At 37.9% G+C, this 23551-nt stretch carries 21 protein-coding genes; 13 read left to right on the forward strand and 8 right to left on the reverse strand.

Annotated features, from left to right (window positions below):
• Positions 1-25: 25 nt before the first annotated feature.
• Both M1F05_RS05465 and M1F05_RS05470 read right to left on the reverse strand, forming a co-directional pair.
• On the reverse strand, positions 26-925 hold the full coding sequence (locus tag M1F05_RS05465; RefSeq protein WP_206085379.1) for a rhomboid family intramembrane serine protease: 900 nt from the start codon (positions 923-925) through the stop codon (positions 26-28).
• A gap of 161 nt (positions 926-1086) precedes the next feature.
• Entirely contained in the window at positions 1087-2784 is a 1698-nt protein-coding gene (locus M1F05_RS05470; protein WP_206085380.1) for an NAD-dependent malic enzyme, read from the reverse strand.
• Between the two features lie 403 nt (positions 2785-3187).
• On the opposite strand from M1F05_RS05470, the gene M1F05_RS05475 reads away from it, so the two are divergent.
• The 7 genes from M1F05_RS05475 (at position 3188) to M1F05_RS05505 (ending at position 9642) form a co-directional block, all read left to right on the forward strand.
• On the forward strand, positions 3188-3823 hold the full coding sequence (locus M1F05_RS05475) for a hypothetical protein (protein WP_206085381.1): 636 nt from the start codon (positions 3188-3190) through the stop codon (positions 3821-3823).
• Positions 3816-4451, forward strand: coding sequence for a hypothetical protein (locus M1F05_RS05480; RefSeq protein ID WP_206085382.1), 636 nt, complete (start codon positions 3816-3818; stop codon positions 4449-4451). The genes M1F05_RS05475 and M1F05_RS05480 overlap by 8 nt, the downstream gene beginning before the upstream one ends.
• Positions 4452-4483: 32 nt before the next feature.
• Positions 4484-5182, forward strand: a complete 699-nt coding sequence (locus M1F05_RS05485; protein ID WP_206085383.1) for a hypothetical protein — start codon at positions 4484-4486, stop codon at positions 5180-5182.
• A gap of 142 nt (positions 5183-5324) precedes the next feature.
• The gene (locus M1F05_RS05490; RefSeq protein ID WP_206085384.1) at positions 5325-6041 is read left to right on the forward strand and encodes a hypothetical protein; all 717 of its coding nucleotides are present in this window, start codon (positions 5325-5327) and stop codon (positions 6039-6041) included.
• 13 nt (positions 6042-6054) lie between these two features.
• Complete coding sequence (locus M1F05_RS05495; RefSeq protein ID WP_206085385.1) at positions 6055-8175, forward strand: spore coat protein; 2121 nt, start codon at positions 6055-6057, stop codon at positions 8173-8175.
• A 298-nt stretch (positions 8176-8473) separates the two neighbouring features.
• Positions 8474-8998 (forward strand): hypothetical protein, encoded by a 525-nt coding sequence (locus M1F05_RS05500; RefSeq protein WP_206085386.1) that lies wholly within the window; start codon positions 8474-8476, stop codon positions 8996-8998.
• A 254-nt stretch (positions 8999-9252) separates the two neighbouring features.
• Positions 9253-9642 carry a hypothetical protein gene (locus tag M1F05_RS05505; protein ID WP_206085387.1) on the forward strand — a complete coding sequence of 130 codons (390 nt, stop codon included), beginning with the start codon at positions 9253-9255 and terminating at the stop codon, positions 9640-9642.
• 157 nt (positions 9643-9799) lie between these two features.
• Here the strand turns inward: M1F05_RS05505 and cdd are convergent, their stop codons facing one another.
• The 4 genes from cdd to metG form a co-directional block, all read right to left on the reverse strand.
• A complete protein-coding gene (gene cdd / locus M1F05_RS05510) occupies positions 9800-10687 on the reverse strand; it encodes a cytidine deaminase (RefSeq protein ID WP_206085388.1) in 888 nt (295 codons plus the stop codon).
• Positions 10688-10891: 204 nt separating this feature from the next.
• Positions 10892-11587, reverse strand: a complete 696-nt coding sequence (locus tag M1F05_RS05515) for a CidB/LrgB family autolysis modulator (protein ID WP_206085389.1) — start codon at positions 11585-11587, stop codon at positions 10892-10894.
• A complete protein-coding gene (locus tag M1F05_RS05520) occupies positions 11587-12054 on the reverse strand; it encodes a CidA/LrgA family protein (protein ID WP_206085390.1) in 468 nt (155 codons plus the stop codon). Before M1F05_RS05520 ends, M1F05_RS05515 begins: the two co-directional genes overlap by 1 nt.
• A 141-nt stretch (positions 12055-12195) precedes the next feature.
• Positions 12196-14223, reverse strand: coding sequence for a methionine--tRNA ligase (gene metG, locus M1F05_RS05525; protein ID WP_206085391.1), 2028 nt, complete (start codon positions 14221-14223; stop codon positions 12196-12198).
• A gap of 268 nt (positions 14224-14491) precedes the next feature.
• Between metG and apbC the strand changes: the two genes are divergently transcribed.
• From apbC to asmA, 6 genes are all read left to right on the forward strand, one after another.
• Positions 14492-15604 carry an iron-sulfur cluster carrier protein ApbC gene (gene apbC / locus M1F05_RS05530; RefSeq protein WP_206085392.1) on the forward strand — a complete coding sequence of 371 codons (1113 nt, stop codon included), beginning with the start codon at positions 14492-14494 and terminating at the stop codon, positions 15602-15604.
• 197 nt (positions 15605-15801) lie between these two features.
• On the forward strand, positions 15802-16362 hold the full coding sequence (locus tag M1F05_RS05535) for a LemA family protein (protein ID WP_206085393.1): 561 nt from the start codon (positions 15802-15804) through the stop codon (positions 16360-16362).
• 85 nt (positions 16363-16447) lie between these two features.
• Entirely contained in the window at positions 16448-17404 is a 957-nt protein-coding gene (htpX, locus tag M1F05_RS05540) for a zinc metalloprotease HtpX (RefSeq protein WP_206085394.1), read from the forward strand.
• 181 nt (positions 17405-17585) lie between these two features.
• Complete coding sequence (gene udk, locus M1F05_RS05545) at positions 17586-18230, forward strand: uridine kinase (RefSeq protein WP_206085395.1); 645 nt, start codon at positions 17586-17588, stop codon at positions 18228-18230.
• Positions 18231-18268: 38 nt separating this feature from the next.
• Positions 18269-18850 carry a dCTP deaminase gene (dcd, locus tag M1F05_RS05550; protein ID WP_206085396.1) on the forward strand — a complete coding sequence of 194 codons (582 nt, stop codon included), beginning with the start codon at positions 18269-18271 and terminating at the stop codon, positions 18848-18850.
• 131 nt (positions 18851-18981) lie between these two features.
• Positions 18982-20820, forward strand: coding sequence for an outer membrane assembly protein AsmA (asmA, locus tag M1F05_RS05555; protein WP_206085397.1), 1839 nt, complete (start codon positions 18982-18984; stop codon positions 20818-20820).
• Between the two features lie 77 nt (positions 20821-20897).
• Here asmA and M1F05_RS05560 read toward each other — a convergent pair whose 3' ends face one another.
• Both M1F05_RS05560 and M1F05_RS05565 read right to left on the reverse strand, forming a co-directional pair.
• Positions 20898-21461 carry a hypothetical protein gene (locus M1F05_RS05560; RefSeq protein WP_206085398.1) on the reverse strand — a complete coding sequence of 188 codons (564 nt, stop codon included), beginning with the start codon at positions 21459-21461 and terminating at the stop codon, positions 20898-20900.
• A gap of 239 nt (positions 21462-21700) precedes the next feature.
• A complete protein-coding gene (locus tag M1F05_RS05565) occupies positions 21701-23284 on the reverse strand; it encodes a TerC family protein (RefSeq protein ID WP_206085399.1) in 1584 nt (527 codons plus the stop codon).
• Positions 23285-23551 lie beyond the last annotated feature (267 nt).

The raw sequence follows: 23551 nt of genomic DNA on the forward strand, positions 1-23551 counted from the left end.
TATTGTGAATAATAGGGCAAGTGAGCTAATCTAAATCCCATTTCTTTAAGTGATTCAGTTCTTTTTCCATTTCTTGGTAAATAAAAACGCGCTCATCATTTAGGTCTTCATCTTGCGAGGACGAATAGTGCTGCAACGCGAAAATAAGTAATCCCGCTGCAATCACTGAAATCAATAGACTGGAAAGGTGTTTCGACAACGGTGTAGATTGCGGTGCGAGAACAAAGGCTCCACTAATGACTGCCCCTAAAATAGCCCCGCCGATATGGGCTGCGTTATCAATGCCAGACTGCAAACCATTCACTAAAGTTAAAGCAATCATCCCAATGATATTATACAGCGGGCGTTTTAATTGGTTTTTTTCTTCGATGGACAAGTTGGGTTTATTCAGGGCTTTTAAAAGATAAATAACCGAAGCGGCAGCAAGCCCCATAATGGCACCTGACGCACCAATACTCACAGTGATATAAACCGTATTATCAGGTAAATATAAGCTGTTCCATGAATTCATTGATGCACGGCTGGTGGCTTCACGAATACTCTCGCTATATTGCCAATAAGCACTAAAAAAGGCTGCACCAATACCTGAAAATAGGTAGATAGCGAGGTATCTGAATTTGCCGTATGTCCGCTCACATTCAATCCCTATTACAAACAGAGCCAAGGTATTTAAGGCGAGGTGAAAGCCCCCTGAATGCAACACCATACTCATCGGGTAGCGCCACCAATCCCCCGTTAAGGAGAGTTGGTAAACATTTGCACCAAATATTAATAAGTTATTTTCTTGGGAATCAAGGGGCGCTGCATAGGTAAGCTGATAAAAATAAACGGTGATATTTATGGCGACTATCAATAAGGTGAGTGCCATGGCCCAAATGGAAAACTTCGGTTTATGGGGAGTGTGTGTCTCTAAAGGGTCAGCCATTTCAATATCCTATCTTCGCTTTGTATTGATATATTAAATAAGCTAAGCCATTAGCGCAATTTACCATTATCTGAACTCGGGTATTTTCTCTTTTTTCAGACAAATAAGAAAATAAAAAAAGGCACATAAAATATGCGCCTTTCAATTTAATAAACAACAAATTAGAACGAGGTACGTTTATAAGTACGGTATTCTGGTTTCCAGAAATTACGTTCAATGGCTTCATCTAAAGCGCTGTCAGAGGTGACGGTTGCTACACCTTGAATCTGCGCTTCTTTGGCAACTTGTTTGGCAATAACGCGTGAAACATCTTGGATATCCGATAGCAATGGTAATAAAGCACCTTCGCCATTTTTTGCCAGTGGTGAACAGCTTGCTAATGCGCGGCTCGCTGCCATCAACATACCATCAGTCACTCGTTTTGCGCCTGACGCGATAACCCCTAGGCCTATTCCTGGGAAAATATAGGAGTTATTGCACTGGGCAATTGGGAAAACTTGGTCTTTGTAAGACACTGGGCTAAACGGACTGCCTGTTGCAACTAATGCTTTTCCGTCTGTCCAATTGATGATGTCTTCTGGGCGAGCTTCAACGCGTGAGGTTGGGTTAGACAATGGCATCACAATTGGGCGTTCACAGTGTTTATGCATCTCTTTGATGATTTCTTCAGTGAACAAGCCAGCTTGGCCAGAAACGCCAATCAAAATAGTTGGTTTGGCATTGCGAACCACATCCAGCAGCGAAATTGAATCACTGTCCACATCCCAACTGGCTAAATTAGCGCTATCTTGCGTTAATTTAGCTTGGAAATCGAGCAGGTTAGGGAGTTTATCCGTCAATAAACCAAAGCGGTCAACCATGTAAATGCGTGAGCGAGCTTCTTCGTCGCTTAACCCTTCGGATTTCATTTGGGCAATAATTTGCTCGGCGATACCACAACCAGCTGAGCCTGCACCCAAGAACGTCACACGTTGGTCACTTAATTTACTGCCTGCGGCATTGCTGGCGGCGATGAGGCTACCTAATGCTACGGACGCAGTCCCTTGAATATCATCGTTAAAGCAGCAAAGCTCATCACGGTAACGGGTTAATAACGGCATCGCATTTTTCTGTGCGAAGTCTTCAAATTGCAATAAAACATTTGGCCAACGGCGCTTAACTGCTTGCACAAACTCATCGAGGAATTCGTTATATTCGTCACCGGTAATACGTGGATGACGCCATCCCATATACAGCGGGTCATTCAAGCGTTGTGGGTTATTCGTTCCTACATCAATAACAATTGGTAAGGTATAAGCAGGGCTGATACCGCCACATGCGGTATACAGTGACAGCTTACCAATTGGAATGCCCATGCCGCCGATACCTTGGTCACCAAGGCCTAAAATACGCTCACCATCTGTGACAACGATGACTTTTACATTTTGTTTTGTGGCATTTTGCAGCATGTCGTCAATATGTGCGCGGTTTGGATAAGAAATAAATAACCCACGGGCACGACGATAGATATCAGAGAAATGTTCGCACGCTTCACCCACAGTTGGAGTGTAGATGATTGGCATCACTTCCGTTAAGTGGGCATCAATCAAGCGATAAAATAAGGTTTCGTTGGTATCTTGAATGTTTCTTAAGTAGATGTGTTTATCAATATCTGTTTTAAAATCAATTAATTGACGATAAGCACGCTCAACTTGCTCTTCGATAGTTTCAACTTGTTCAGGCAGTAAGCCATGCAGGTTGAAGTTCGCGCGCTCTTCTTCAGTGAACGCACTGCCTTTATTCAATAAAGGGAATTCAAGTAAAATTGGGCCAGCATAGGGGATATAGAGAGGGCGTTTTGTTTCGTATTCATGTTCCATGAAATATCACTCTTCGGACGATTAATCAACAAAGTCAGGGTAGATCCTAAGCTAAACAGGAAATATGTACAGTAAATAATGATGCAAAATCGTTAAAAATTTTATAGACATAATAAAGAATTTAGTTAAGGAATGAAACTAAAGCGTACTTTTAGGTTGTGATTACGACAGGTAGATCACGGTTAGCAACATAATGGTTTTAATCCATTTTTTAAATTTAAAGGTGTAAATACAGTTTTCTTTATTATTTCTTGAATTTGTTAATTGATGTTTATCTTTTGTCTAATAAATGATTTTTTAACTAAATAGCGGTAAAACTATATTTAAAAATATCATATATTGCTGCATGTTTTTTATTGATTTATTTTTATGTTAATTTTTATCAACATAAAAGGCGGTAAATATGAGGTTTTTATTTTTTACTTTAATTTTATTACTAACAGCATGTAATGGCGGTCAAACACTAAAGGTAAATAATAAGGATGAAAAGAATATAACATATGGGGAATCTGAATATAAAAAGGTAAAATTACTCGCCGGGTTGAATTTCAGTTATATGTATATCGCAATGAGAATGCCTGAAAATATAACTAAATATAAGCATAACAAGTTAGCTCATGTTAGGGTTATAGCGGATTTTATAAAGCTAGATAAAAAGTGTTTTGATGAAGGAATTGATTATAAAAAAGCAATTGTTTTATATCATGAATCATTAGATAAAAGGAATGTGTCTCGTACTATTTGGTTTTTTGAACATATTTTAAATGTGATAGATGAAAACGAAAGAGATATAGTATGGAAAGCCTATCTTTATTCAATAAATAAAGGTGGTAGAAAGGACGAATTAGCATTAATTATGAAAATATGGTACGCGATGTTAATAGAAGCGGCTAAGCCACCATCTGAAAAACAACAAAGAAGTATTGAATGGCTTTCTATTGCAAGACAAATTTCGACAATAAATAAGATGGAGAAACACATTAATAGTATGTGGACTAATAATCTTAAAACTAAATCTATAGGATTTAGAAATGAATAGAGCAAAAAATAATTATAACATTATTATTTTATTTATTACTTTACTGCTTTTTTCATTTCAAACTTTAGGTTTGGAACCAAAAAATAAAAAACAAAGTATATTTATAGAAATTATCCATGGCTATATGTATGTCACTATGGATGAATATAAAAGACCTTTATCAAAGGAAAATATGAAGAAATTCCACTATGAATCAGCATTGGCACATATAGAGTTTTTAAAAAATTGGTTTGATGTAAATAAGGATAAAAAAACTAGAAAAGGGGATATTAATTTCCATGAAGCTGTCATGATAAATAAAAAAGGGTTTAAGGCATCAGATTTACCTTATGATGCATGGTTCTTTGCTGATATTTACGATGTTCTTGATGATGCTGAACGAGATAAATTATGGCAAGATATTCTTAATGCTATTTCCCACCCAGAAACAAATGCTGAGGTAAACGTATTTATTAAGCTTTGGTCAAAAATGAGGTTCGAGACAGATAGCCAATCTGTTGATAAAAAGAAGCTAAGCCAGCGGTGGTTAAATAGAATGAAAAAGATCCCCTTAGTTATTGAAATGGTAAAAACCATGGAAGCTGTTGAAGATTTATTCATTTATTCTCATCCGGAGCTTATTCAATAAATTTTAAAGTAATATTAAGGTTTAAATAGAATATGCGATTGAATATTTATTTAATATTTCCATTAATACTATTCTCGTGTGTAATTAATGCAAACAACAGACCTGGGTTTGTCTGTGGCCAGTTTAATAGCAATGTTATAGAGGTTCCTGACAAGTATGTTTTTCCATTTGCTGAATATGAAGGGTATAGCTATTTTGACCCAAGGTTTATTGAAAATAAAAAAGGGTGTGAAGCTAATTTTAGAATTCTGCCAATGAGGATGTCTTGGTCTGATTTGAAACCATCTAATGAGGTTAGTAATGATGTTAAAATTATAGAGGTTTATGTTGAACCATTAAAGGGAGACCCTGAAAAATATTTGAGTTATAGAAAACACGTGTATTTAGATATGGGGTACCTCAAAAGAAAGGGGGAGTTATATTATGATGAGGAATTAGAACTTTATTTTAATGAGGTTTCTATTGAGTTTAAACATATTAATGGTAATAAAGTGGATGTCAATATAATAAAGTATGGTTACTATTGGGATGAAGATAATGGTGAAGTCAATGTTTTAATGGAGTGTTCATGGAGACAGTTAGATGATAGTTATCGGCGTTGTAAATTATTATCATTAATGCCTGAATTTGGTCTTAAATATAGTGTTTCATTTGAATTTTCAAATCTTGTTAATTGGGAAGCTATTCAAGACAAGGTAAGACTATTTTTATCAGAACGTATTAAAAATTAGGGACTAAAATATGAATATTAGTGGTCGTAGGCAGGGAAACTTAGAATTAATATCAACCGATTTATCTAATGTTACCCGAATTTTAATGGTTAGCAAAAGGCCAGAGCTTATGTATGATTAGTTTATTTTAATAGGTGTAAGTATGAGATTTAAACTAATAATTAGTTATCTAATTAAATTTACAGTTAATTGTCTTATGCTATTAAGCGCAATAAATAGTTACGCTAATAATCGCCCCGGTTTTGTCTGTGGGAAATTTAATGGAAATATTGTTGAAGTACCTCGAAATTATGTTGATTTTATTGCGGAGTACGAGGGGTATAGTTATTTTGACCGTAGAGCAGTTAACAATAAAACAGGGTGCAATGCTAACTTCACTGTATTACCTTTAAGAATGACATGGCCGGAAATGAAACCCGTCGATAGAATGGGGTTAGACAAAAATATAGAGGAAATAAAAATAGCAGTAAAACCAATGACAAATAATACGGCAACAATGAACAAACTTAGAGATAATTCAATTAATAACGATTTTTTTGGTAAAAGAAGTAATGTTTATTATGATGATGAACTTGATCTCTACTTTGTTGAGTACTTAAGGGAAAATGCAATAACGTATAAAGGGAAAAATTATCAAGATAAAACTCGAGTGTATTGGTCTGAAAATAAAAATGAAGTAATAAGTGTAATTAAATGTCACTGGCTGACTTTAAAAGGAGGTTATAATCGATGTGATATAAATGGGCGTATCCCAGAAATTAATGCTTATTTTCAAATAGATATCAATTGGAATAAGATTCATCAGTGGGAAAATATTTTGTTAAAATCAAAAGGGTTTGTAATAACTCAACTTAAATAGAAAAGGAGTTTCAATGTCAAATAATACAAAATACAGTGCGAGTAGGGTGTTTACAAAAAATGATCTTACTATAATAAAAAAATTATTAAGGAAAGATAAAAGTCCTAAGGAAATGTATCAGTATCTAGCGAGTAAAGGTGATCGGTATGCTCTATTCGCAGGGGGGAGTGGAAGTGAATCAGGTTTTTGGGGGAAATATACGTTATACACTCCGAGTGAAGAAGCATTGTTAAATAATGAGAAAATAAAATCAGAGGAATTTAGGAATATAGATTTTAGACTAGCTGAGGAATATTTAAATTTACTGGAAAGTAAACTCAATGAATCAGGCAGTGAAATTGTTGAAATATTGGACATTAATCATGAGGAGTTGATTTTAATTAATACTAAAGCTTGCTCTAAAAGTAGGTTAAGCATTGATAACTGGTATTTACATGCAGTATTTGAATCACTCTCACCAAATGAAAGGCAAGGCTTTTGGATTCATAGACTAAATTCTAGCACAGAATTCAAAGAGCAAATCAATCATCATTATAAGACATTTGATATGATGATTAAAAAATATATTTCAAGTAATGGTTCTGAAAAAGAGATGTTAAAGTCATGGTTAACGAATAATTTCTATATTTCAATGTATAAGGAATTAAGTAATTCACAAAATTATGAGCTTGATAAGATAAGAAGCTCTGAGTCAGAATTATCTAATTTAATGACGGATGTGATTGGTCACATAAAAACAAACGAAAAAGTGCTAGGTGATGTCGTTCCGTGGGTATTTCATGAAGTTGATGCTGATGAGGTATTAACTCAAGATGCTTTTTCATCAATAAAAAGTGAGGTAGATATCTTATTTTGGGAAACCAAAGAGGAAAAATTAAAATTTTTAATGAATGAAATCAGTGTAAATAGGTATAATCGCAGGAAGAAACGCGCTGCCTTATTTGATGTGAATGAACAGGATAAATTTGAATTGCATTTAAAAGATACACAGGATGTGTGTAAAAAATTAGAAGAGAAAAAAGATCCTAAAATTTTATATGACTATTTAGAAGCAAATAATGAACGGTATGGTGAGATCCCTAATGGGCTTGTTAGAGGTGACTCATATGCAGGGAAAATGGCAACAAATTTTTTAGTTGAAAGAGCAAGAGAACATGGAGTTATATTAAATTACACTGATTTGAAAAATATACAGCTTAAAATAGCAATTAAGACTTGTGATCTATTACTTGATAAGTTCGAGTATAATAATACTAAAGTTTTGAATGAAAGAATGAATATTTTTGAAGCTAAAAAAATACATGATGATTCACTTTCTGATTTTAATTTACCTAAAGAAGCCTGGACATTATCAATTCCACTACAGATTATCCCTATTGAAAAACATAATGAAATTTATAATGAAATGATATCAAGTTCAGGAAGTAATAAACAACAGGTTGAGTTTGGGATTTATTTAACCGATGAGATGTTGACTGAGATAATAAGAAACCCATCTAAAGAAAAAATTGATTTATTTATTGAGTGGACTAATACTGTATTCACAGTTGATAATATGAAAGAAACAGAGTCTGTTTTTGGTGATTATTTTGTAGAAAGAGGAATAACACTCAAGGAAGATATAGTAGCTTACGTGAATGAATTAAAAAAGGTTATTCCTAAAGGTGATTTAGATATTTATGGTGTTGATAGCACAACATCACCAAGTATAACACAGCCTATAAATAGGGAAGTGTTACCCACTCCACCAATCAAACACTCTCACAATATGGTAGATAAATCGATATTGGAAAGCACTTATCCAAAATCCGAACAAAATAGGCAATTAGCACCGCTTACAACAAATTTGCTAGATAGTTCAAAGTTTGAAAATAATGAAGCACCAACAAGTTATTATCTAGAACGTCCAAGTGTTGTTCTTCCGGGAACGTCAGGATTTAAAGACTTCCCTACAGATACCATAAGAAATAACCATCATTTTGAAAATATGATTGATAATTTAAGAGACAATATGTCATTAATGAACAATTCAATAGACTCATTTGATGATAAATACTCAATACCCTCAATGCCAAGTATACCTGAATTTAGTTATAGTGGTTATTCTTCTGGAGGATCTTTTAGTTTTAATTAATATTTAAAAAGTCTACTTATAATAAAATAAATTATTTTAATTATTAGTAATGGAATGGTAATTACTGATGTTTGTTTTTATGTGGGCAATGTGTTTTTTACATAATTGCTTTTTAAGATTGTTGGTTTCTAACTTTATGAATTACAAGGATGTATATGAATTATAAATTAATAGTTGTGCTTTCAGTTTTTCTTCTTGGTGCTTGCCAAAATCCTCAAGAAAATAATGTAAAATATAATAAAAAAAATATAATTATTTTTTTTGAAAAAAAGGTGTTAAAACACTACGTCTTTTCTTTATGCTACAGATGTTATACTTTTCTGAATCTAAGGATTTAATATTTGATAGAAAAAAATTAGTCCTTTTTAAGGGTGAAAAAGATAATAACCCAATGTCAGAATTTTTAAAGTATCCAAAGGACGCATTTATTAAAAAATTAAGCCATGAACAGGCAATGGGTTTTTATCGTGAGAATTTAAATGAAATGGGAATGTCTTATCATGCTTGGATTTTAGCAGATGTTTTAGATGTTGTTAATGAGAGAAACCGAGAGGCACTATGGCAACAGTTCATTTTTGTGGTGAATAACAACGATCCTGCGAAGGAAGCTAAATTATTCATGATGCTTTGGTATACAATGGTAAGGGAAGCTTCCAAACCACCATCAGACAAGCAAATTAAAAGCAAAAGGTGGCTGGAGAAAATGAGGCGGATTACTTTAGTTAATAAGCTAGAGAAAAAGTTAGATTTTATGTTTGAAGAAATGATTAATGATTCAAAGTTTGATAATAAAAGCCGAAGGGGTTCTAATGATATCTTTTAAATCTAAATCTATTATTACATTAATTTTTTATTTTTATAATTTTATCATGTTTAAGTCTTTTAAATAAAGGTCATGCTTTTACTGATATAGACAGTATTCAAAAGGTTAATAATTCGGATAATAAATATTTCAGTATTTTTATTTATCTAGAAAAAGAATTTTTAATTAATCACATGAAGGAGCGAGGTGATTCATTTACCAGTGAAAAACTGAGAAAATATTAACGTGAATTAATGTTAGCATATGACAGAGTTATGAAAAATCGCAAAGAAATTGATAACATCCGAATTGGTGATATTACACATCAAGAATTTATTAAAATACAAAAAGAAGCGATGTTAAATTCAGGAATTCCTTATGAAGGTTGGTTGTTTAAAGATGTATTTGAAGTATTATCTATAGATAAAAAGAATAAAATTATAGGGAAACTATTAAATAGCTTTTCTAATAAATCACATAATGGTGAATCAGCGTTATTCGTTAGCATTTGGCTAGACATGAAAGAAGAAGCCGCGCAATCTGCATCGATAAAACAGCAACAAAGCCAAGCTTGGCTAGAAAAAATGCGAAAGATCCCTTTAGTTATTACATTAGAAGACACGATAAATGAAACAGAGAAATTGTTTAATGAATTCACTTACTAGGGCATATATTAATCAAAACTAGTGAGTCCTATTATGGATGGCCACTTTGCAGGTAAATGGTTTTGTGAACAAGACTAAAGCTCTAATAACAACTATACGGTTATTGCTGTTTATTCAAGCTCCCAGCAATAACCGTTATATTTAAATAAATATAAAATTAATCCAAATAAGCTAATTCAATATTTTGGCAACCCAGTGCTTGTAATGTATTTTCGGTAACACACCAATGTTTGATAATCGCATCTTGCTTTTCAACAAATTTAGCTTGGTCGATGGCGTGAATATCTTTACCTGAGAGGTTAATCATAATTAACGCCGCTTGCAGTGGTGGCAAACTTGGGTTGAATGCGGCATTTTCTGCGTAGCGGCCTGTAAATAATGAACCATCTTTTAACTGTAACGCAATACCTGAATGGGATTGGCTATAAGGCGCATGGGATTGGTTTGCTGCCTCGATTGCAGCAGTTAATAACCTGTCGCGGCTTTGGTTTTTATAACCATGGTCGACAGGGTCTAGCAGTAAAGTGGTAATATTGAGGTCAGAAGGCCCAAACGAGTCGGGTAAATAGTGGTGCAGTACCGCAGGTGTGCGGCCGGGTAAATTCACCATAATTTTACCACCTTCGCGTAATTCATTCATAAACTGGCGGCAGTGCCCACAAGGTGTGTAATTTACCGTGATAGAGGTAAGTTGTTTTTCACCTTTCATCCATGAATGGGTTACAGCGCATTGTTCTGCATGGATCACTTGGCCCATTGAAACATGGCTAAATTCCATATTGGCACCAAAGTACAGGTTACCACTGGCACCGCAAGCGATTGCACCAACTTGAAAATGGGAGATAGGTGTAACGGCATAGGCCGCAGCGAAAGGTAATAACGCAAAGGCTAATTGAGAGTCATCTACGCCAGCCTCAGCTTTAATCTGTTTAACCTGCTCCGCGGTTAACATACCTTGGAAATCAGATTTATCAATGATAGGTCTAAGTACAGACTGTAGCTTCTCTGGAAGCTCGGCCCAAGCGGCCTTAAATCTTGAATGCATGAGTTACCCTCCCTATTTAATTGTTTTCATTCTATTCAATAAAGTACATATTGATATGTGATTTAAATCACTAATTTAAATGAAACATATGAAACAAATTCTTTAATTGAGAGATGTATCTCATGTTTTTAGTGTTCAATGATAAGTAAGAGAACATCGTTTTCTCTTACTCATCATACTTAACGGAGTGTTTAACTAATAAGATTAGCTAAAAAGATGCAAAATGACAGGAAATATAAATGGCGCACTTAACGAGGTGATCACCCCACAGGTCATCAATGCGAGCGAACTATAAGCCCCCTCAATGTAATTAACCTCAGCGCAACGTGCGGTGCCTAATGCGTGGGAAGCCGTTCCCATCGCAAGCCCACGAGACGCATGGGTGCGTACACGTAAAGCATCAAATAAACTGTGGCCAAACATGGCGCCTAAAATCCCCACAAACAACACACAAGCGGCACTAATTGCAGGGATCCCACCAATTGAATCGGCAACCGCCATCGCAATTGGCGTCGTAACAGATTTCGGTAATATTGAGGCGGCGATATCCGGCGTTGCCCCGAGCCAAAATGCAATTGCTGCGCCACTGAACATCGCGACGATGCTACCCGCAAAGCAGATACTAAACAAAGATTTCCATTGGGCACGAATTTGGTGCATTTGCTCATACAGGGGGAAAGCCAATGCCACAACGGCGGGTTGCAGTAAATCATTCAGGATTTTACTGCCCGCAAAATAATGCTCATAGGATGTATTGGTGATAACCAGTATGGCAATAAGCACCGCAATGGTAATTAATAATGGGTTTAATATCGGTAATTTAAATTTCACTGATAATTTGCGGGCAAGGTAAAACACCACAATTGTCAGCGGTAACGACCACCAAATGTGCGTTAACATTATTCATTCCCCTTAGTTTTATCATTATTAATCACCGAAGAAATTGGCTCTTCAGGAGGAAGGGGAACTTCATCAGGTTTAGCACCCACGACAGGGCGTTCTTTGTGGATATAGTTGGAACTGATAGCGACGACTATCATTACAATTAAGGTACTGACCACACAAGAAACCACAATCGGGAGCAGCTGTTGACTCAGTAAGTCATAGTAATTCATGATCCCCACACCGATAGGCACAAATAGAATGGTCATATTTTTCAATAAAATACTGCATCCAGGTTGTGCCCAATGTGCAGGGATAATTTGCAGCGCCAGTAGTGCAAATAAAATGAGCATGCCGACAATACTGCCAGGGATAGCAAAAGGAAGTAGGGTAGAGATAAGGTTTCCGATAATCAGGCAGAGGTAAAGTATTGCGAAAGCGCGCAAATACTGCCATCCCGTTATCAGTACCTGTTTAAATGACATGAGACTGGTCCTGTTATGTGATATCTATTCATCATACAATTAACGTTATTATTGTGCTACCGATCACAATAAAAAGCCAATAAAAAATGGAGAGTATTTAACCCTCCATTTTGACGAGTAACAACGCAATTTAATGTGTTGTTATTTAACTTGCATACCTGGCTGTGCGCCGCTATCAGGGCTGAGCAGATAAATGTCTTTTCCACCAGGGCCTGCTGCCATGACCATACCTTCGGAAATACCAAAGCGCATTTTACGTGGAGCAAGGTTTGCGACCATCACCGTTAAACGGCCTTCTAATGCTTTCGGGTCTGGGTATGCAGAGCGAATACCAGAGAACACTTGGCGCGTTTCACCACCAATATCTAACTGTAATTTCAGTAATTTGTCTGAACCATCAACAAAGTCAGCCTGTTTGATTAGTGCAATTCGCAGGTCGATTTTTGCAAAATCATCAAAGGTGATCGTATCTTGAATTGGGTCATCCGCCAGTGGGCCAGTGACTTGCTGGATTGGCTTGATGCTCTCTTTTGATGCTTCAACCATTGCATCCACTTTTGTCATTTCAATGCGGTTAAATAGCGCTTTGAAAGGTGCAACACTGTGACCAAGTAATGGTGTGTTAATCGCATCCCAAGATAACTCAGTATTTAAGAACGCTTCTGCACGTTTGGTCAGACCTGGTAAAACGGGTTTCAGGTAAGTCATCAATATACGGAACAGGTTAATCCCCATTGAGCAGATATCTTGCAGCTCTTGGTCTTTGCCTTCTTGTTTAGCAACTACCCAAGGGGCTTTTTCATCAACATAGCGGTTAGCAATATCCGCTAGTGCCATGATTTCGCGGATCGCTTTGTTGTATTCGCGATTGCTATAATCTTCACCAATGACTTTTGCCGCATCAACAAACTGTTGATATAACTCAGGCTCTGCTAAGTTTGCAGATAACTTGCCATCGAAGCGTTTAGCAATAAAGCCTGCGTTACGCGAAGCTAAGTTAACCACTTTGTTCACAATATCGCTGTTGACGCGCTGAACGAAATCTTCAAGGTTTAAATCAATATCATCGATACGAGAAGACAGTTTTGCCGCGTAGTAATAACGTAAGCAGTCCGCGTCTAAATGGTCTAAATATGAACGCGCAGTGATAAAAGTACCACGCGATTTTGACATTTTCGCGCCATTAACCGTGACATAACCATGGACAAATAGGTTAGTTGGTTTACGGAATTGGCTGCCTTCTAACATCGCAGGCCAGAACAGGCTGTGAAAATAGACGATATCTTTACCGATAAAGTGGTAAAGATCTGTTTTCGAGTCTTTATTCCAGAATTCATCGAAACTCAGGTCACCGCGTTTGTCGCACAGGTTTTTAAATGAACCCATGTAACCAATTGGTGCATCTAACCAGACATAGAAATATTTACCTGGCGCATCTGGGATTTCAAAGCCGAAATACGGTGCATCGCGGGTAATATCCCACTGTTGCAGACCTGATTCGAACCATTCTTGCATTTTGTTCGCGACTTGTTCTTGCAGCGCACCCGAGCGAGTCCATGCTTGCAGCATGTCGCTAAATGCAGGTAAATCAAAGAAAAAGTGTTCTGAATCACGCATTACAGGTGTTGCACCAGAGATAACAGAACGCGGGTTGATTAATTCTGTTGGGCTGTAGGTTGCGCTACACACTTCACAGTTATCACCGTATTGGTCTTCTGCTTTACATTTCGGGCAAGTACCTTTAACGAAGCGGTCTGGTAAGAACATGCCTTTTTCTGGGTCGAAAAGCTGAGAAATAGTGCGGTTTTTAATAAAACCGTTATTTTTCAGTTTCCCATAAATCAGTTCTGATAATGCTTTATTTTCTTCACTGTGTGTCGAGTGATAGTTATCATAGCTAATGGAAAAACCTGCAAAATCGTTCTGATGTTCTTGGCTCACTTCAGCAATCATGGCTTCAGGCGTGACACCTAGCTGTTGTGCTTTAAGCATGATTGGGGTTCCGTGCGCATCGTCAGCACAGATAAAATGAACCTCTTTGCCGCGCATTCGCTGATAACGGACCCAAATATCAGCCTGAATGTGCTCCAGGATATGACCAAGATGGATTGAACCGTTAGCATAGGGTAACGCACAGGTTACCAGTAATTTATTCGCGACTTGAGACATAGTAACTTTCTTACTTCCATTATTTGAAAAGGGTCTTTGATGTTAACCGATCAAAACCATCGCTGCTAGGGATATAAAAGATTAATTGGAAATTTGTTGGAAAAAGAAATTTTCGCCTCTTCTTGGCTTTTCCTGCGCTTGGCAATCACTATTTTTTATGTTCTCTGTTATGATTAACCTCAGTCAAAGTATATCCGTCTAATCTCAGGTAGCTTATCGAGTTATATAGGATATCTATAAGTTCAAAAATATAAATAAAGGAGCCGGGATGAACGATAAATCCCCCGAGCAGAACAAACCAGAACTGCTGACTGAACAAGTCTCCAAAGTTTTGGCCTCATTTACACACCCAACGCTGCAACGTAATCTGATTTCCATCAAAGCGTTACATCATTGTGCAATGTTGGACAATGTGCTGCACGTCGAATTAGTCATGCCATTTGTTTGGAAAGGGCCTTTCCAAACGCTGATTAGCGAAAAAACGGCAGAACTGAAGCAGTTAACTGGCGCTCATGCGGTTGAGTGGAAACTGCGTCACGATGTGACGACGCTAAAACGCGCTAACGATTTGCCTGGTATCAAGGGTGTGCGCAATATTCTGGCGGTGAGCTCAGGTAAAGGCGGTGTGGGTAAATCCAGTACTTCTGTCAACCTCGCGCTAGCACTGGCGCAAGAAGGGGCGAAAGTTGGTATCCTTGATGCGGACATTTATGGTCCGTCAATTCCAAATATGCTAGGCACAACACTAGAGCGCCCAACGTCTCCTGATGGCCAGCACATGGCGCCGATTATGGCGTATGGCTTAGCGACTAACTCCATCGGTTATTTAGTCACTGACGATAACGCAATGGTATGGCGTGGCCCAATGGCAAGTAAGGCGTTAATGCAAATGCTGCAAGACACCTTATGGCCTGATTTAGACTATTTAGTGATCGATATGCCACCAGGAACAGGGGATATCCAATTAACTCTGTCACAAAACATCCCTGTAACAGGCGCGGTTGTGGTGACAACGCCACAAGATATCGCACTGGTTGATGCCATGAAAGGTATCGTGATGTTTAAGAAAGTGAATGTGCCAGTGTTAGGCGTAGTAGAAAATATGAGCGCACATATTTGCAGTAACTGTGGCCATGTTGAGCCAATTTTTGGTACTGGTGGTGCAGAAAAACTGGCTGAAAAATACAACACGAAACTGTTAGGCCAAGTTCCGCTGCATATTTCTTTGCGTGAAGATCTCGATCGTGGTCAACCAACTGTTATGCGTGATCCTGAAGGTGAGTTTGCGGATATCTACCGTGAAATTGCATCGGGCATTTCAGCATTAATGTATTGGGAAGGGGATAAAATCCCAACGGAAATTTCATTCCGCGCGGTGTAGTTCACCATAATCTATTAGGGGCTATTTAGTGTTTAACATTAAATAGCCTTTTTTTATTTGTATTGCTTTCCTATCCAACCCACTTTCCCTTTTTCTGATTTATCTGTGGATTGTTTCTATATTGGGAAAGGATAGCGTAGAATAAAGTGATATTGTTGATGAATTCTTTTCCTATGGGCAAGGCCTAAAAGGTGATTATGAAATTTTTAATTTTTATTGTCGTCGTGGTGCTGATCGTTATTTATTTTTATAACCGTATCGTGGCATTACGCGAAGCCGTAGTTTCCAGCGAAACTGAAATTTCAGTTCAATTAGACAGACGCGGAAAAGTGTTTGATAGCTTACTTGCGACGGTGAAAAAATACTTAAGCCATGAAACGGAAGTGTTCAGTAAAATTACAGAGCTACGCACTCAGGCACAAAATTCAACGGGCGATAAAGCACGCGAAGCGGAAGATGCGCTATCCAAAATGGTGAGTAGTGGGGCGATTAATGTCGCAGTTGAAGCCTACCCAGAGCTGAAATCTGATGCAATCATGGCTAACTTGCAAGAGGAAATCGTTTCTTCAGAAAATAAGCTGTCTTTTGCAAAACGCGGTTATAACCGTTCATTAGAAACCTATAATGCGTATATTGCATCCATGCCAGCTGCGCTTATTGTTGGCATTATTCCGAGCTTAAAAATATCAAAAGAATACTGGCGTCTTGACGAAGAGACGATTAAGTCTGAAGAATCACGTCGCATTAATTTTGACTAATTATCGGTTTATCGTCATTTGGACAAATTATCGGGACAGCTTAGGACGTTCCGATAATTATCTGTGATAGAAAGCAGGGTATTTTATGGATTTTCGTAGCGTCATACGTAAAAATAATATTCGGACTCGTTTTGTGGTGATGAGCTATATTTTTATTATGCTTATCATTGGGTTATTAGCGGATATTGCCACGCATCCAAATGAGCAGTTAGATTTGTTTGATAATGCAATGGAATTTGTGACGTTAAAAGAAATGCCAATTGCGACATTTATCGTTTTAGGTTTGACATTCCTTGGGTTGGTTTATATTCATTTTCGTGGTCATAAAATGATGTTAGCAGGGATGAATGCGAAAGAAATCAACCCAGAAAATGCCACCAGTTCAGAAGAAAAACAGCTGTTTAATATTATTGAAGAGCTGAGTTTAAGTGCAAGTTTAGGCTATATTCCTCGTTTATATATTTTAGAAAGTGATGAGCCAAATGCATTTGCCGCAGGTTGGAATGGCCGTAATGCATTGGTTGGGGTGACGCGCGGTCTGCTTCAAACGCTGAACCGCCAAGAAGTACAAGCCGTTCTGGCACATGAAGTCGGCCATATTATACATGGTGACTCGAAGCTGACTTTGTATGTGGGGATTTTAGCGAACGTGATTTTAACGATAACCAACGTATTTAGTCAGATTTTTATTCGTACTGCAGGGCGAAGCCGTAATAATGCTGCCAATAAAGCCCAAATGATTTTATTGGTGTTGAATTTTGTGTTGCCGTGGATCACACAAATTCTGTATTTTTATTTGTCCCGCACCCGTGAGTATATGGCAGATGCGGCGGCGGTTGATCTTACCTCTGATAACCAAGCCATGATCAGCGCGCTGAAAAAAATATCAGGCAAGCATGCAACCCATGAATATGATCAGAGCAGCACAGGGCAAGCTTATCGAAGAGCGGCTTATATTTTTAATAAGGGGGATTCTGTTTTTTCCACTCACCCGTCTATTGAAAACCGCATTGCCGTTTTAGAAGGGAAAAAGCAGTTTTAGCCACATAAATTAAAGGGCTAATTGGAAATCCCCCCTTTTTCATTAAATATTGGCGTTTTTTTTAGCGAACTTTGCCGAAGGACGCTGGAACAACACGCCATTACCTCCTATAATTCCGCCAACGTAACATTTTGATGTTATGTATTTTCATTTCTAAAATATTTAACCAGGTTATCATTTTATGACTGACATAGCGCATCACTGTACCATTGTAGGTATATCGGGAGCCTCTGCATCTGGCAAAAGCTTAATTGCAAGCACTCTATATCGTGAATTACGAGAAAAGGTCGGTGATCATAATATCGGTGTTATTCCAGAGGACTGTTATTATAAAGATCAAGCAGATGTACCGATGGAAGAACGACTTAAAGTGAACTATGACCATCCTAATTCAATGGATCACAGTTTGCTGTATGAACACCTCAGATCACTAAAAAGTGGTCAAGCAGTAGAAATTCCGCAATACGACTATGTCGCTCACACTCGCAAAGAAAAAACCATTACATTCAAACCTAAAAAAGTCATTATCATTGAAGGCATTTTATTGTTAACCGATAAACGCTTACGTGGTGAGATGGATTTTTCGATTTTTGTTGATACACCACTCGATATTTGCTTGATGCGTCGTATTAAACGTGATGTAAATGAACGAGGCAGAACATTAGATTCCGTGATTGACCAATACAATAAAACGGTTCGCCCAATGTTTTTACAGTTTATTGAGCCATCGAAGCAGTATGCCGATATTATTGTGCCTCGTGGCGGGAAGAACCGTGTGGCAATTGATATCTTAAAAGCGAAGATCGGGGAATTTTGCCAAGAGTAATCAAGGTAAAAACTAACATTATGAAGGGGGAAACAGCCATGCGTCTTTGTGACCGCGATATTATTCAATGGATGGATGATGGCAAATTAGTCATTAGTCCGCGCCCACCTGTTGAACGGATCAATGGTGCGACCGCAGATGTCCGTTTAGGAAATCAGTTTCGTGTTTTTCGTGGACATACCGCGGCATTTATCGATTTAAGTGGCCCAAAAGATGAAGTGAATGCCGCACTGGATCGTGTGATGAGTGATGAGATCGTGCTGAGCGAAGACGAGCCATTTTTCTTACATCCAGGGGAATTAGCACTTGCAGTGACGCTTGAGTCTGTTACGCTCCCAGATAACCTTGTGGGTTGGCTTGATGGTCGCTCATCACTGGCTCGATTAGGCTTGATGGTGCATGTTACCGCGCATCGTATTGACCCTGGCTGGAAGGGGCAAATCGTACTAGAATTTTATAATTCAGGTAAGCTACCATTAGCATTACGCCCTGGCATGGTCATTGGGGCGCTAAGCTTTGAGCCATTATCAGGCAGTGCAGATCGCCCTTATAATAGCCGCCAAGATGCAAAATATAAAAACCAACAAGGGGCTGTTGGTAGCCGTATCAGTGAAGACTGATATTCGCTAAACTTCGCGGAAATTGTGTCATTAATGGATTTTAATGGTGTAATTTTCGCCCATTTTCAGGGAAAGTGATGGTGTGAGTTCACGTTGGTGATGGTCGCAGGTAAAGTTTAAGAGAGGGAAGCATGAAACGTTTTTTAACGACACTGATTATTTTACTTGTCGTCATTGTTGCGGGTCTGACAACATTAGTGATGTTGGTAAATCCGAATGATTTTCGTCATTATATTGTCGAGCAAGTAGAGAAAAAAAGTGGTTATCAGCTTGAATTTAATGGGGATATGCGCTGGCATGTTTGGCCAACGTTGAGCATTATCACCGGTCCCGTATCTTTAACTGCACCAAATGCATCCAAGCCTGCCTTGAGCGCTGAAAATATGCGTTTAGATGTTGAACTGTGGCCTTTGATTTCCCACCGTTTATCTGTTGAACAAATTGTGATTGATGGTGCAGTGATCCGTAAAACACCAGAAAGTGAGCCTCAAGCACATAGTAGCGACCCGATTGCACCTGGTGGCTCAACCTCTCAGACTCCCACTATTGATAAGAATAACTGGTTGTTAGATATTGAAAAAGTTGATATTTCTAACAGTTTAGTGATTTGGCAAACACCAAAAGATGAATTTAACCTCCGCAATATTAATCTGTCACTGAAAAAAAATAATAATAAGCAGGTGGCGGTAAAATTCAGCGGTAACCTAAATAAAAACCAACAAGAATTTGTGTTCGATACTCGGGCAGATATTGATTTATCAGCGATAAATCAAAAAATCAGTGGTCAATTAACACAGTTTGATTATTCACTTAGTGGTGTAGATTTACCTGAAAATGGCATTTCTGGGCAAATTACTACCGATTTTTTGTATACCAAGGGGCAACAACCTAACGCGAATTTAACTAATCTATCGATTAAAGCCAATGAAAGCCTGCTAACAGGGAATGTTAGTGTAAAATTAGGTGATATCCCACAGCTGGCTGTTGAATTAACGTCTGAAAAATTAGATTTAGATAGTTTATTGGGGACGGTAGTGACCGCTTCGGCTTCTGAGCTGGAAACCAATAATAACCGTGTTGGGGTCAAGCCTGTTATTTCAGGGGCAAATACACAGCGATATGATTTATCAGGTTTAAAATCATTCACGGCTAACGTTGACTTATCGGTAGGGAATTTAATTTACCGTGGAATGACTGTAACTGATGTGGTGATTAGTGCCCAAAATCAAGCCCCGCGTTTAACGGTTTCTAAATTACAAGGGAAAGCATTTGGTGGTGAATTTTCATTACCTGTTACTCTAAATTATAGCGCAACCCCCGTTACTGTTTCAGCAAAACCTGACTTTAAAAACATCGATTCAGCACCGTTATTAAAAGCCTTCAATATGCCACAAAAACTGAGTGGTATTATCTCCCTTAATGGTGCGTTATCAGGTGTCGGCTATGATGATTATGCAGTGAAGAACCAATGGCAAGGGCCTGTTAGCTTTGAACTGAGAAATGCGAAATTACATGGGTTGAATATTCCACAACTAATTCAGCAATCAGTTTCCCGTGTGACGAATAAAATTAATGCACCTGTGAATACAGGGAATTATACAGAAGTTGAATTATTTACAGTTAAAGGCTATTTAAATAAAGGTAATATGAGCATTTCATCAATGAATGCGCAGTCTTCTTTAGTGAATATTAATGGGCAAGGCCGTGTAAATATTCCAAATGAAACGATTGATGTGAATTTGGGCGTGAATATTTTTGGGGGATGGGCGGGGGATTCTCGTCTTGTTCAGCAATTGCAAGGAATGACTATTCCGCTGCGTATTTATGGTAATTGGCATAGCTTGCAATATCAGTTGGATGTGGAAAAACTGTTGCGTAATGAGCTACGTACGCAAGCGAAACAAGCTATTGGTAACTTCTTGAAAAAAGAAGAAAATAAAGGGCTAAATGAATTATTGAATGCGTTGTAGAAGAAAAATGCCGTTATATAATTATATTACGGCATTTTTTTCGATGATATCTAGAAAATTGAACAATTATTTTTTAATCAACGTTGATTTTTGATATCAATTCTTTTAATTTGTCTTTCATTTGCTTGCTGATTTCTTTCCATCTTTTCATCGTCAGCACGATTTCGCAAAATATTATTTGTCTTATTACTTGAAATTACTTCCTTTTCCATTTTCTCGACTTGTTTCGTTAGGTTGTTGAGCTGAGGTTCTTTCTTCGGATTATGTGTATAAGAGCTTATAGAAAATGCGTTATTTTTATATGCAGTGATTTGTTTTTTTAGGTCCCCTAAATTTTCCTGCATAGTTATAGATTCCTTATTATCAGGCCTTCTACTTGCATTACTGTCGTTAGCTTTATCTAAAAAAATTTTTGTATCTTTAATTACGCTACCTATTAGCTTTGACAGTGCTTTTAAATCTTTAGTTACAACTGTTTTTGTGGTGATTTTGCTATTATTTTCTATTTTTGGTAACTTACTTGATAAGTTTTTAATTGTATCAATGGCTTGTGTCATATTAGATTGGTTTTTATGACTGTTGATCTTATTATTATTATTATTTACTTGCTGATATGACACTCTATTTGAGTTTACGTGCATTGCTATATTCCTCTTGTGATTTATTCGTGTTTTACTATATTAATTATGTATGAAAAAATGTGTTTTTCTTTAATAAAACGACACTCTATTTATCATTAATGAGCAAAGTATTTTTAGATTTTTTTTGCAGAAAGGTTGTTTTTCTATATTCTATATAGAATGTATAGATTTACTTATTGATATTTAAAAAAAATACCGACTCAAAGAGCCAGTATTTATCATTAGTTCAGAGCTAAAGGTTAATCATCTTCATATTCATAACCATCCCCTTCACGGGCGGGGGGGGTGATTAAGACTTTATTGACGCGGTGACTATTGACTTCCAATGGTTGGAAAATGCAGCCATTAATGGTGACTTGTTCCCCCACTTCTGGAACACGTTGTAAATGCTCCATTAAAAGACCCGCAATGGTTTCGTATTCACGTTTGTCGTCTAACTCCATTGGTACAAACATGATCAGGTCTTCCAGTGGCATAAAGCCATTGGCAATCCATGTACCATCATCAAGCTTCTGAATATCATGACGTGAATCATTCTCTTCATCGCCAACAGGCAGGTTACCTGCGATGGTTTCCATCACGTCGGTCAATGTCACGATACCTTCAATTGAACCAAACTCATCGACAACAAAAGCAAAGTGGGTATGCGCTTTACGGAACTGTTCGAGGGCTTTGAGCAGTGATAGACCTTCTGGGAAAATCAGCGGTTGAGTGATTAACGCACGTAAATCCAATGGCTTACCATTTAGTTGTTGTTTCACTAAATCCATCACATGTACAACACCGACAGGCTCATCACTAATCGTCTCATCAATCACTACAAGGCGCGAGTGTGGGTTTTTCTCCATTAATTGCAACAAGTCGCTAGAAGACTTATTGATATCAAGATAGTCCACATCGTGGCGTGAGGTCATGATACTTTCAACGTTACGCTGCGCCATCCCTAACACTCGAGCAATCATTAAACGCTCTTGTGGGTCGAAGACTGATTTATTATCTGCGATAAGATCTGAGGTATGAGGGTCTAATTCACCGCGTTCTGAATTACCACTTAAAATACGTAACACGGCTTCTGCTGTACGTTCACGCAGTGGGCGCGTCCCCGTTAGGAACTTACGGCGGTTAAACTGAGCAAATTGGTTTAGTACTTCAATCATAATGGAGAAGCCGATAGCGGCGTACAGATAGCCTTTTGGAATTGCGTAGCCAAAACCTTCTGCCACAAGACTGAAACCAATCATCAACAAGAAGCTTAAACACAGTATGACAATAGTAGGGTGGTTGTTCACAAAGCTGGTCAGTGGTTTACTTGCCCAGATCATCAGCAGCATAGCAATCGTGACCGCCGCAATCATTACGCCGATATGGTCAACCATACCCACTGCAGTGATCACAGAGTCAAGAGAGAACACAGCATCAAGAACAATAATTTGTGCAACAACGGCCCAGAAATTCGATGTTTTTCTTTGGGTATTTGCGTGTTCGTCTTTACCTTCTAATCGCTCGTTTAGTTCCATTGTTGCTTTAAACAACAGGAATAGCCCCCCGATTAACATAATTAAGTCCCGAGCACTAAATGGGTGCTCGAACAGCGTGATTATCGGTTTCGTGAGGGTAATGAGCCATGACAGGCTGAATAGAAGCACAACACGCATAACTAAGGCTAATAAAAGCCCAGTTACACGGGCTCTATCGCGCAGCTTTGGCGGGAGCTTATCTGCCAGAATGGCGATGAAGACGAGGTTATCAATACCAAGAACGATTTCTAGAACGATTAGGGTAGCGAGGCCCGCCCAAATCGAAGGATCTGCGATCCATTCCATACAGTTTGTTTTACCTTCTGATATGACGGCTTATACCGACTGGAGAATAATGCGGTTTGTTGAAAGAAATATCAATAAAAATTCACTTTATCCTCGAAATCCTTCAAGTTGCAGCGGTGTTGACTACGCTACGCTCGCCGGGTCACATCGTTTATCTATGCGCCCCGTCTATCTTCGCTTGTCGCCTACCTGCAACTCGGATTATTTGGGGTATAGTTGGACAATTCTTGACAAAAATGGCGTTGTGTACGTCATCGATTGCATCAA

It is taken from the genome of Providencia sp. PROV252 (assembly GCF_033676005.1).
Lineage (GTDB): Bacteria > Pseudomonadota > Gammaproteobacteria > Enterobacterales > Enterobacteriaceae > Providencia > Providencia vermicola.

Excerpts from the sequence above, each read along its gene's own strand:
- cdd (WP_206085388.1), bottom strand. The coding sequence starts at position 10,687 with ATGCATTCAAGATTTAAGGCCGCTTGGGCCGAGCTTCCAGAGAAGCTA.
- M1F05_RS05520 (WP_206085390.1), bottom strand. The coding sequence starts at position 12,054 with ATGTCATTTAAACAGGTACTGATAACGGGATGGCAGTATTTGCGCGCT.
- apbC (WP_206085392.1), top strand. The coding sequence starts at position 14,492 with ATGAACGATAAATCCCCCGAGCAGAACAAACCAGAACTGCTGACTGAA.
- M1F05_RS05515 (WP_206085389.1), bottom strand. The coding sequence starts at position 11,587 with ATGTTAACGCACATTTGGTGGTCGTTACCGCTGACAATTGTGGTGTTT.
- M1F05_RS05535 (WP_206085393.1), top strand. The coding sequence starts at position 15,802 with ATGAAATTTTTAATTTTTATTGTCGTCGTGGTGCTGATCGTTATTTAT.
- M1F05_RS05495 (WP_206085385.1), top strand. The coding sequence starts at position 6,055 with ATGTCAAATAATACAAAATACAGTGCGAGTAGGGTGTTTACAAAAAAT.
- asmA (WP_206085397.1), top strand. The coding sequence starts at position 18,982 with ATGAAACGTTTTTTAACGACACTGATTATTTTACTTGTCGTCATTGTT.
- M1F05_RS05505 (WP_206085387.1), top strand. The coding sequence starts at position 9,253 with ATGAAAAATCGCAAAGAAATTGATAACATCCGAATTGGTGATATTACA.
- M1F05_RS05565 (WP_206085399.1), bottom strand. The coding sequence starts at position 23,284 with ATGGAATGGATCGCAGATCCTTCGATTTGGGCGGGCCTCGCTACCCTA.
- metG (WP_206085391.1), bottom strand. The coding sequence starts at position 14,223 with ATGTCTCAAGTCGCGAATAAATTACTGGTAACCTGTGCGTTACCCTAT.
- htpX (WP_206085394.1), top strand. The coding sequence starts at position 16,448 with ATGGATTTTCGTAGCGTCATACGTAAAAATAATATTCGGACTCGTTTT.
- M1F05_RS05475 (WP_206085381.1), top strand. The coding sequence starts at position 3,188 with ATGAGGTTTTTATTTTTTACTTTAATTTTATTACTAACAGCATGTAAT.
- dcd (WP_206085396.1), top strand. The coding sequence starts at position 18,269 with ATGCGTCTTTGTGACCGCGATATTATTCAATGGATGGATGATGGCAAA.
- M1F05_RS05490 (WP_206085384.1), top strand. The coding sequence starts at position 5,325 with ATGAGATTTAAACTAATAATTAGTTATCTAATTAAATTTACAGTTAAT.
- M1F05_RS05480 (WP_206085382.1), top strand. The coding sequence starts at position 3,816 with ATGAATAGAGCAAAAAATAATTATAACATTATTATTTTATTTATTACT.
- M1F05_RS05500 (WP_206085386.1), top strand. The coding sequence starts at position 8,474 with ATGCTACAGATGTTATACTTTTCTGAATCTAAGGATTTAATATTTGAT.
- M1F05_RS05470 (WP_206085380.1), bottom strand. The coding sequence starts at position 2,784 with ATGGAACATGAATACGAAACAAAACGCCCTCTCTATATCCCCTATGCT.
- udk (WP_206085395.1), top strand. The coding sequence starts at position 17,586 with ATGACTGACATAGCGCATCACTGTACCATTGTAGGTATATCGGGAGCC.
- M1F05_RS05560 (WP_206085398.1), bottom strand. The coding sequence starts at position 21,461 with ATGCACGTAAACTCAAATAGAGTGTCATATCAGCAAGTAAATAATAAT.
- M1F05_RS05485 (WP_206085383.1), top strand. The coding sequence starts at position 4,484 with ATGCGATTGAATATTTATTTAATATTTCCATTAATACTATTCTCGTGT.
- M1F05_RS05465 (WP_206085379.1), bottom strand. The coding sequence starts at position 925 with ATGGCTGACCCTTTAGAGACACACACTCCCCATAAACCGAAGTTTTCC.